The sequence below is a fragment of the Limimaricola litoreus genome (assembly GCF_024159025.1).
In the GTDB taxonomy this organism is placed as follows: Bacteria; Pseudomonadota; Alphaproteobacteria; order Rhodobacterales; family Rhodobacteraceae; genus Limimaricola; species Limimaricola litoreus.
In genome coordinates this window covers 1-9,013 of the sequence record NZ_JAMYXC010000082.1, presented here as the reverse complement: position 1 = coordinate 9,013, position 9,013 = coordinate 1, and the positions used below count along the sequence as shown (strand labels likewise).

The 9,013-nt window shown below is 69.4% G+C and carries 8 protein-coding genes and 1 pseudogene; 6 read left to right on the top strand and 3 right to left on the bottom strand.

Annotated elements, in window-relative coordinates; translation table 11 throughout:
• Positions 1 to 961 (bottom strand): annotated as a pseudogene (locus tag NHG85_RS05955) (hypothetical protein); the annotation flags it as partial.
• Positions 958 to 1,128 carry a hypothetical protein gene (locus NHG85_RS05950; RefSeq protein ID WP_162620367.1) on the bottom strand — a complete coding sequence of 57 codons (171 nt, stop codon included), beginning with the start codon at positions 1,126 to 1,128 and terminating at the stop codon, positions 958 to 960. The pseudogene NHG85_RS05955 and the gene NHG85_RS05950, both read right to left, overlap by 4 nt.
• Before the next feature lie 162 nt (positions 1,129 to 1,290).
• Here NHG85_RS05950 and NHG85_RS05945 point away from each other — a divergent pair, with 162 nt between their 5' ends.
• The 3 genes from NHG85_RS05945 to NHG85_RS05935 all read left to right on the top strand — a co-directional run bounded on the left by NHG85_RS05945 (position 1,291) and on the right by NHG85_RS05935 (position 3,792).
• Positions 1,291 to 1,869: a shikimate kinase gene (locus tag NHG85_RS05945; RefSeq protein ID WP_253330713.1), complete on the top strand. Its 579-nt coding sequence runs from the start codon at positions 1,291 to 1,293 to the stop codon at positions 1,867 to 1,869.
• Complete coding sequence (gene aroB / locus NHG85_RS05940) at positions 1,866 to 2,987, top strand: 3-dehydroquinate synthase (protein ID WP_253330711.1); 1,122 nt, start codon at positions 1,866 to 1,868, stop codon at positions 2,985 to 2,987. The genes NHG85_RS05945 and aroB overlap by 4 nt, the downstream gene beginning before the upstream one ends.
• A gap of 196 nt (positions 2,988 to 3,183) precedes the next feature.
• Positions 3,184 to 3,792, top strand: a complete 609-nt coding sequence (locus NHG85_RS05935; protein ID WP_253330709.1) for an outer membrane protein — start codon at positions 3,184 to 3,186, stop codon at positions 3,790 to 3,792.
• A gap of 61 nt (positions 3,793 to 3,853) precedes the next feature.
• Here the strand turns inward: NHG85_RS05935 and NHG85_RS05930 are convergent, their stop codons facing one another.
• Complete coding sequence (locus tag NHG85_RS05930) at positions 3,854 to 5,050, bottom strand: pyridoxal phosphate-dependent aminotransferase (protein WP_253330707.1); 1,197 nt, start codon at positions 5,048 to 5,050, stop codon at positions 3,854 to 3,856.
• Between the two features lie 208 nt (positions 5,051 to 5,258).
• On the opposite strand from NHG85_RS05930, the gene cysS reads away from it, so the two are divergent.
• From cysS to NHG85_RS05915, 3 genes are all read left to right on the top strand, one after another.
• A complete protein-coding gene (cysS, locus tag NHG85_RS05925) occupies positions 5,259 to 6,713 on the top strand; it encodes a cysteine--tRNA ligase (protein ID WP_253330705.1) in 1,455 nt (484 codons plus the stop codon).
• Positions 6,710 to 8,338, top strand: coding sequence for a citramalate synthase (gene cimA / locus NHG85_RS05920; protein ID WP_253330703.1), 1,629 nt, complete (start codon positions 6,710 to 6,712; stop codon positions 8,336 to 8,338). Before cysS ends, cimA begins: the two co-directional genes overlap by 4 nt.
• A 43-nt stretch (positions 8,339 to 8,381) precedes the next feature.
• Positions 8,382 to 9,013 (top strand): squalene/phytoene synthase family protein (locus tag NHG85_RS05915; protein WP_253330701.1); only part of this gene is annotated, 632 nt, incomplete at its 3' end.

Genomic DNA, 9,013 nt, shown 5'->3' with positions numbered 1-9,013 from the left:
TGCCGAACAGGCGCGCGGGCTCGATCGCGCCGTGGCGCGCGAGGCGCTCGGCCGCTTCGAGCTGCGCGCGCCAGGCCTTGGTCGGGCGCAGATCGGCATGGCTGAAGGCGCGCGGCAGGCCCGCGGCGGGCATGGCCTCTCCCACGGCTTCGAGCAGCCGGTAGATCAGCGGCGTCACGCGCTCGGGCGCCTCGAGCGGCGGCTCGCCCTCGTAGTAATCGGGGTCGAGGAAGCGCGACAGCATCGCATCCTCGACATCCGTCACCTCGCCCAGCGCGCGGGCCGAGTTGAGCGTCAGCGCCGCCGCCTGCCAATCGCCCTCGCGCGCGAGGCAGAAGATGCGCGCCAGCCATGTCGGCGCGATGGCGGGCTTGTCGCGCATCGCCCGGCAGGCAGCGTTCTCCGTGCCGGTCAGCAGCGCGATGTCGAACCAGCGGCGAAACCGCTCGGGATCGTCGGGGCCGGCCTCCTGCAAAAGCTCGGCCGCGGGCTCCAGCGCTCCCATTTCGAGCAGCCGATCGATCCGGGCCAGAAACAGCATGCCGCGCGCATCGGCCCCGGCCGGCGGATCGGCCTCGGCCAGCATGAGCAGGCGCAAGAGCCCCTCGACGGCAGGCAGGGTCTCGAGCGGCTGCGCCTCGATCAGGGCGATCAGCTTGTCCTGCGCGCTGGCCGACCACAGCCTGCGCGGCAGGCCCGACAGCCGCGGGCCGACGAGGCCCACGGAATCGGGCGAGGCGGTCTCGAGCGGCTGCACCGACACCTGCGGCGCGGCGGCGCTGTCGGCCACGGGCGCTTCTGGCGGGCCGATATCGGCCACGGGGGGCGGCGCCACCGAACGCGAGAGCCAGTCGATCGCCGAGAGCGGTTCCCCGCCGCCCGTTTCGGTCTGGGCCGCACCGGCAGAGGCCCAGGCCGCCATCGCGCCCGCCGCGAGCAGAAGACGCGACGCCTTGATCACTGGCCGATCTCGAGGGTCACGGGTTTGACCACCTCCGTCGCGGGGGCGGCGAAGTCGGCGGGGAACAGCATCGGCCCCACATAGGCATAGGCCAGCACGCCCAGCGCGGCCAGCACCACAAGGATCAGCGCAGCCTTCACCAGCGCCCAGATCAGTCGTCTCAGCATCTCACTCGTTCCCTTGCCCCGGTCCGCGGGCGGCCGTGCGCCGCCTCTTTCGAGCGATTCATAACTGGTCTTTCGGCGGATATCACGTCATTCAGGGCGAGAAATTGCCAGCCCCGCCCGGCGGGGTGCGACGGAAGCTCGATGGAGGCGAAAAAGGCGCGGATGACGGCGAAAGACGGCGCGAAGGCCACGGGCAGCGGCGGGCTGCTGCGACCCGTGGTGCTGGTGGGCATGATGGGGTCTGGCAAGACCGCGATCGGTCGCGCCTTGGCGACCCGGCTCGGCTGCGGCTTCGTGGACAGCGACGCCGCGATCGAGGAGGCCGCGGACTGCTCCATTGCCGAGATCTTCGCGCGCGACGGCGAGGCCTTCTTTCGCGCGCGCGAGAGCGAGGTGCTGTCGCGGCTGCTCGACGCCGGGCCGCGCGTCATCTCGACCGGCGGCGGGGCCTATCTCGCGCCGCAGAACCGGGCGCTCGTCGCGGATCGCGGCGCGGCGCTCTGGCTCGATGCGGATCTCGACCTGCTGTGGGAGCGGGTCCGCCACAAGTCGACCCGGCCCCTGCTGCGCACCGCCGACCCCCGCGCGACGCTGGCGCGGCTGCTCGATGAGCGCCGCGACATCTATGAGCAGGCCGAGCTGCGGCTCACCGCGCAGGCGGGGGATTCGATCGACCGGACCACCGACCGCGTGATCGCGCTTCTCGCCACCCGCCCCGATATCCTGGAGACACGCCGATGACCGCATCACAGACCGCCACCGTCCGGGTCGACCTGCCGGGACGCGCCTATGACATCCATGTCGGTGCGGGGCTCGCGGCGCAGGCCGGACGGCATATCGCGCCCCTGCTGCGGCGCAGCCGCGTCGCCATCGTGACCGACGAGACGGTGGCGCGGGCGCATCTGGCGACGCTCGAAGAGGGGCTGGCCGCGGCGGGCATCGAGGCGGTGAGCCTCTCTCTGCCGGCGGGCGAGGCGACCAAGTCCTGGGAGGGGCTGGCGCGGGCCACGGAATGGATGATCGAGAACCGGATCGAGCGCGGCGATCTCGTCGTGGCCTTCGGCGGCGGCGTGATCGGCGATCTCGCGGGCTTTGCCGCCGCCATCATGCGGCGTGGCGTGCGCTTCGTGCAGATCCCCACGACCCTGCTCGCGCAGGTCGACAGTTCGGTCGGCGGCAAGACCGGCATCAACACCGCGCAGGGCAAGAACCTTGCCGGGGCGTTCCACCAGCCGGCGCTCGTGCTCGCCGACATCGCTCTGCTCGACACGCTGCCCCGGCGCGAATTCCTGTCGGGGTATGGCGAGGTGGTGAAATACGGGCTCTTGGGCGATGCCGATTTCTTCGAGTGGTTGGAGACCCACGGGCCCCGCCTGCGCGAGGGCGACGCGGCCGCCCGGCTCGAGGCGGTGCGCCGCTCTTGCGAGATGAAGGCCGAGATCGTGATGCGCGACGAGACCGAGCAGGGCGACCGGGCGCTGCTCAACCTCGGCCATACCTTCTGCCACGCGCTGGAGGCGGCCACGGGCTATTCGGATCGGCTCCGGCACGGCGAGGGGGTGGCGATCGGTTGCGCGCTGGCCTTCGACCTATCGGCCCGGCTGGGCCTGTGTTCGCAAGAAGAGCCGAGCCGCCTGCGTGCGCATCTCGCCGAGATGGGCATGCGCGCCGAGCTGCGCGACATTCCGGGCGATCTGCCGGGGGCCGAATCGCTGCTCGACCTGATGGGGCAGGACAAGAAGGTGAAGGAAGGCGTGCTGCGCTTTGTCCTGGCGCGCGGCATCGGTCGTGCATTCATGACCCCGGATGTGCCGAAAGAGGCGGTAATCGAGGTCCTGCGCGCGAGTGCCGCCGGGTAATCGGCGGGTCGCTGCCGAGACGGTAGCGTAATCCTGCGCGTGTACGGCGTCGCGGCTGCGCATTTTTGTGCAATCGTATTGAACACTTGGCTGCGCCATGTGTTCGTCATGGGCGCACCGGTAAAGCCGGGCGTCTGCCACGGTCGCCTCCTCCCCGAACTCGGGCGGCCGGGCATTGCACGAACAGGAGCTACAGATGATGACCAAGACCCTCACCTCCGCGCTGGCCCTCGGCCTGCTCTCCGCCCCCGCTTTCGCCGGTGGCCTGGCCATGCCCGTCGCCGACCCGGTGGCCCCGGCTGCGCCCGTCGCCGTCGCCCCTGCTCCGGTTGCCGTGAGCGACTGGACCGGCTTCTATGCCGGTGGCCAGCTCGGCTACGGCGAGACCGAAGCCGATGACGACAGCTTCGACGACGAGGGCTCCGTCTATGGTGCTCAGCTCGGCTATGACTACGACTTCGGCAAGCTCGTCCTGGGTGGCGAAGTCTCCTATGCCGGCACCGAGATCGAAGACGATGCCACTGGCAACGAGATCGACGGCATCGCCGCCGCCAAGCTGCGCGCGGGCTATGACGCGGGCGCCTTCCTGCCCTATGTGACCGCGGGCTACGCCAGCGCCTACACCGCCGACGAGATCGATGGCGAAGACCAGTTCGACGGCTACGTTTACGGTGCCGGTGTCGATTACAAGGTCACCGAGAACGTCACCGTCGGTGCCGAAGTGCTCAAGCACGAGTTCGAAGACCTCGGTGACACCGATCTCGACGCGACCACCGCCGCCGCGCGCGTGTCCTACCGCTTTTGATCGGACGACCCGGCCATCCGCCGGGTCGAACGCATCGCACGACGCGAGGAAAGGGGGCCGGTCACGGCCCCCTTTCTTCTGCGAGCTCCCGCGCCAGCGCCAGCAACCGGACCAGCGCCGCTTCGAGCCGCGCGTCCTCGACCGTCAGCGCCACGCGCACATGCCCCCGCGCCGCCTGGCCGAAGCTTTCGCCGGGCATGACGGCGATCCGCTCGCGCTCCAGCAGAGCCTCGGCAAAGGCTTCGCCGTCGAGCCCGGTCGCGCGGATGTCGAGCAGTGCGTACATCGCGCCCTGCATCGGTACGGCGCGCACCACCTCCTGCGCCGCGACCAGCCGCCGCGCGATCTCGCGCCTGCGCCGGAAGGGGGCCGCGATCTCGGCCTCGAACGCGGGGCCAAGCCGCAATGCATGCAAGGCCGCATCCTGAACGAAGCCCGGAATGCCGTAGGTCATGTTGGTGGCGAGATCCTCGAGCGCCGCGATCGCCTCTGCCGGGCCGACGATCCAGCCGACGCGGCTGCCGGTCATGGCATGGCCCTTGGACATGGACCCCACGACCAGCACGCGCTCCGCAAGACCGGGCAGGGCGCGCGGGCTCAGATGCGCCCCCTCCCAGACCTGCCCGTCATAGACTTCGTCGGAGACGAGCCACAGATCGCGCCGGTCGCAGACCGCCCCGATCCGCTCCAGCGCCGGGCGATCATAGACCGCGCCGGTCGGGTTGTTGGGGCTGTTGATCAGCAAGGAGCGCACCGCCGCCGTCGCGCCGTCGATCGCCGCATCGATATCCTCGGCTTGCGGCACGAAGCCGTGCTCGGGCCGCGCCGCCACCGCGATCGCCCGTGCGCCGGCCGCGCGAAGCGTGCCAGGGTAGGTCGCGTAATAGGGGTCGATGTAGAGCGCACCATCGCCCGGTTCGCAGGCAGCCATATGGGCCATGAACAGCCCGGCCTGGCCGCCGGGCACCACCAGCACGTTCTCTGGCGTGGTCGCGACGCCGCTTTGCGCGGCCACGCGGCGGGCGATCTCGGCCCGCAGCGCATCGGTCCCCGCCACGGCGGCGTAGCCGGTATGGCCGCCGCGCGCGGCGTGGTCCATGGCGTCGAGAATGCGCGGGTCGGTGCGGATGTCATGCTCGCCGATGGTCAGCTCGACCACGGGGACGCCGGAGGCGATCATCCGGCGCGCCTTGCGAAACAGGCCCCAGCCGTCGGAGCCGCCGTCATTGATATGGGTGATGCGATGCGAAAGTTTCATAGACCCCAAGAGGACGCGCCCACGCGCGGCTGTCAATCGCCCGAGACGCTGGACGCGGGGGGATGCGGCTGCTAGATCGCATTCCATGACGAGCACGAGCATCATCGGCTGCATCATTTCCTGCTGACTTGCGTCACGCGGGCCGCTCTCACGTTTTCCAGATGGAACACAGGATCAGCCCGCCGGCGTCACCGCCTGCGAGGCCCACATGACGACGATCCGCCTGCACGACACCAAGACCCGCCGCAAGGTGGAGTTCGCGCCGATCGACCCCAAGGACGTCCGGCTCTATGTCTGCGGACCGACGGTCTATGACCGGGCGCATCTGGGCAATGCGCGCCCCGTGCTGGTCTTCGACCTGCTCTACCGGCTGCTGCGCGAAGTCTTTGGCGCCGAGCACGTGACCTATGCGCGCAATTTCACCGACGTCGATGACAAGATCAACGCGCGCGCGGCCCAGACCGGCCGCCCGATCCGCGAGATCACCGACGAGACAATCCTGTGGTATCATCAGGACATGGACGCGCTTGGCGCGCTGCGCCCCGATCACGAGCCGCGCGCCACCGATTACGTGGGCCAGATGGTCGCGATGATCGAACGGCTTGCGCTGGCGGGCCACGCCTATGCCGCCGAAGGCCACGTGATGTTCTCGGTGGCGAGCTACGAGGCATACGGTGCGCTGTCGGGCCGCGATGTCGAGGACATGATTGCGGGCGCGCGGGTCGAGGTCGCGCCCTACAAGCGCGACCCAATGGATTTCGTGCTGTGGAAACCCTCGGCCGAGGGCGAGCCCGGCTGGGACGGGCCGGTGATCGAGGGCGAGAGCGTGGGCCACGGTCGCCCCGGCTGGCACATCGAATGCTCGGCCATGTCCTACCAGCTCTTCGGGGCGAGTTTCGACATCCATGGCGGCGGCATCGACCTGCAGTTCCCGCACCACGAGAACGAGATCGCGCAGAGCGCCTGTGCCCATCCCGAAGGCGATTTCGCCAATGTCTGGATGCACAACGAAATGCTGCAGGTCGAAGGTAAGAAGATGTCCAAGTCCCTGGGCAACTTCTTCACCGTGCGCGATCTGCTGGACAAGGGCATTCCCGGCGAGGTGATCCGCCTCGTCATGCTCGGCACGCATTACCGCAAGCCGATGGACTGGACCGAGGAGAAGCGCGCCGAGGCCGAGGCGACGCTCACCAAGTGGTATAGCCTGCTGCACACCCATGGCTTCACCGCCAAGATGGTGCGCGATCTCAAGGCGTCGGGCGACTGGGCGATGGATGCCGAGTTCCTCGGTGTGCTGGCCAACGACCTCAACACCCCCGGGGCGATCGCGCGGATGCATGTGCTGTCGAGCGCCAGGACGCCCGCCAAGCTCGTGCCCTTCGTCGCGGCGCTGGAGCTGATGGGGCTGATCGAGGACTGGGACGCGCTCTCGGATCTCGCGGGGGCCGAGGCGGGCCCCGCGATCGCGCCCGAGGTCGATGCCGCCGTCACCGCGCTTCTGACCCGCCGCGCCGAGGCGCGCGCCGCCAAGGACTGGGCCGAGGCGGACCGGATCCGCGATCTGCTGAACGCCGCGGGCGTGCAGGTCACCGACATGGGCGGGCAGGCCAGCTGGCAACCGGGCCCGGGCTTCGACGCGTCCAAGCTGGAGGGGCAGGCATGACCGAACGGCTCTATCTCTACGACACCACCTTGCGCGACGGGCAGCAGACCCAGGGCGTGCAGTTCTCGACCCGCGAGAAGATCCAGATCGCCGAGGCGCTCGACGCGCTCGGCGTCGATCACATCGAGGGCGGCTGGCCCGGCGCCAACCCGACCGACAGCGAATTCTTCGAGACACGGCCCGAAACCCGCGCCACCCTCACCGCCTTCGGCATGACCAAGCGGGCCGGGCGCTCCGCCGAGAACGACGAGGTGCTCGCCGCCGTGCTCAACGCGGGCACGCCCTCGGTCTGCATCGTCGGCAAGACGCATGATTTCCACGTCACCACCGCGCTGGGCATCACGCTCGACGAGAACCTCGTCAATATCCGCGACTCCATCGCCCATATCGTGGCGCAGGGGCGCGAGGCGCTGTTCGACGCCGAGCATTTCTTCGATGGCTGGAAAGCGAACCCCGATTACGCGCTCGAGGCCATCCGCGCCGCCCATGAGGCAGGGGCACGCTGGATCGTGCTGTGCGACACCAACGGCGGCTCCATGCCCGAGGAAATCGCCCACATCACCCGCGCGGTGATCGCGGCGGGAATCTCCGGCGACCATCTGGGCATCCATTGCCATGACGACACCGGCCAGGCCGTGGCTGGCTCGCTGGCCGCCGTCGAGGCGGGCGCGCGCCAGATCCAGGGCACGCTGAACGGTCTGGGCGAGCGCTGCGGCAACGCCAACCTCACCACGCTGATCCCGACGCTGCTCCTGAAAGAGCCCTATGCGTCGAAGCTCGAAACCGGTGTGAGCTTCGATGCGCTCAAGGGGCTGCGCCGCGCCTCGCGGCTTCTCGACGACATCCTCAACCGCGTGCCGTCGAAACAGGCGCCCTATGTCGGCGCCTCGGCCTTCGCGCACAAGGCGGGGCTGCACGCCTCCGCCATCGCCAAGGACCCCTCGACCTACGAGCATGTCGATCCTGCGGTCGTCGGCAACAGCCGCATCGTGCCGATGTCGAACCAAGCCGGACAATCGAACCTGCGCGAGCGGCTGATGCGCGCGGGCATCGAGGTCGAAAAGGGCGACCCGGCGCTCGCGCGCATCCTCGATCGGATCAAGGAGCAGGAATCGCGCGGCTATTCCTACGACACGGCGCAGGCGAGCTTCGAGCTTCTCGCCCTCGACGAGCTGGGCCGCCTGCCGGACTTCTTCGAGGTGAAGCGCTACCGCGTCACCGTGGAACGGCGCCGCAACAAGCGCGGCAAGATGGTCTCGCTCTCAGAGGCGGTGGTGGTCGTGAAGATCGGCGGTGAAAAGGTGCTGAGCGTCTCCGAAAGCGCCGGGCCCGACGGCTCGGATCGCGGCCCGGTCAACGCGCTCAGCCGCGCGCTGGGCAAGGATCTCGGCCCCTACCAGTCGATCATCGACGACGTGCACCTCGTGGATTTCAAGGTGCGCATCACCGATGGCGGCACCGACGCCGTCACCCGCGTCATCATCGACAGCGAGGACGGGCAGGGCAACCGCTGGTCCACCGTCGGCGTTTCGGCCAACATCGTCGATGCGAGCTTCGACGCGCTGGTCGAATCCATCCGCTGGAAGCTGGTGCGCGACGGCGCCGAACCGGTCGCACGGGTCTGAGGCCGGGTTTGCGTATTTTCGGAAAGATGAACGGGGGGTGCGCATGAGCATCGAAGCCTGTGCCGGGCTGGTCGAGCGCGGCGATCCCGACCGCTTTCGCGCGGCGATGGCGGCCCCCGTGACCGCGCGGGAAAAGCTGTTTCCGCTCTATGCCTTCAACCTCGAAGTGGCGCGCGCGCCCTTCGTCACTAAGGAGCCGATGATCGCGGAGATGCGGCTGCAATGGTGGCGCGACGTGGTCGAGGAGATCGTCGGCGGCGCGCCGGTGCGTGCGCATGAGGTCGCAGCTCCCCTGACGCAGGTGGTGCGCGAGGCGGATCTGCCCGAGGCCACGCTCGACGCGCTGGTCGCGGCGCGGCGCTGGGACATCTATGCCGATCCCTTCGAGGATCAGGCCGCGCTCGACGCGCATATCGACGCCACGGCGGGCGGGCTGATGTGGCTTTCGGCCAAGGCGCTGGGCGCGCAGGAGTTCGAGGAACCCGCGATCCGGCGGGCCGGGTTCGGGCATGGCGTGGCCTTGTGGCTCATGGCGATTCCCGGCTTCGAGGAGCGGGGCAAGCGGCCCCTGGTCGATGGGCGGCCCGAGGCGGTGCGCGAGCTTGCCCGGCGCGGTCTCGCGGCGCTGCGCGAGGCGCGCAAGGCCCGGATTTCGAAGCAGGCCGTGCCGGCCCT

Excerpts from the sequence above, each read along its gene's own strand:
- NHG85_RS05950 (WP_162620367.1), bottom strand. The coding sequence starts at position 1,128 with ATGCTGAGACGACTGATCTGGGCGCTGGTGAAGGCTGCGCTGATCCTT.
- NHG85_RS05945 (WP_253330713.1), top strand. The coding sequence starts at position 1,291 with ATGACGGCGAAAGACGGCGCGAAGGCCACGGGCAGCGGCGGGCTGCTG.
- aroB (WP_253330711.1), top strand. The coding sequence starts at position 1,866 with ATGACCGCATCACAGACCGCCACCGTCCGGGTCGACCTGCCGGGACGC.
- NHG85_RS05935 (WP_253330709.1), top strand. The coding sequence starts at position 3,184 with ATGATGACCAAGACCCTCACCTCCGCGCTGGCCCTCGGCCTGCTCTCC.
- NHG85_RS05930 (WP_253330707.1), bottom strand. The coding sequence starts at position 5,050 with ATGAAACTTTCGCATCGCATCACCCATATCAATGACGGCGGCTCCGAC.
- cysS (WP_253330705.1), top strand. The coding sequence starts at position 5,259 with ATGACGACGATCCGCCTGCACGACACCAAGACCCGCCGCAAGGTGGAG.
- cimA (WP_253330703.1), top strand. The coding sequence starts at position 6,710 with ATGACCGAACGGCTCTATCTCTACGACACCACCTTGCGCGACGGGCAG.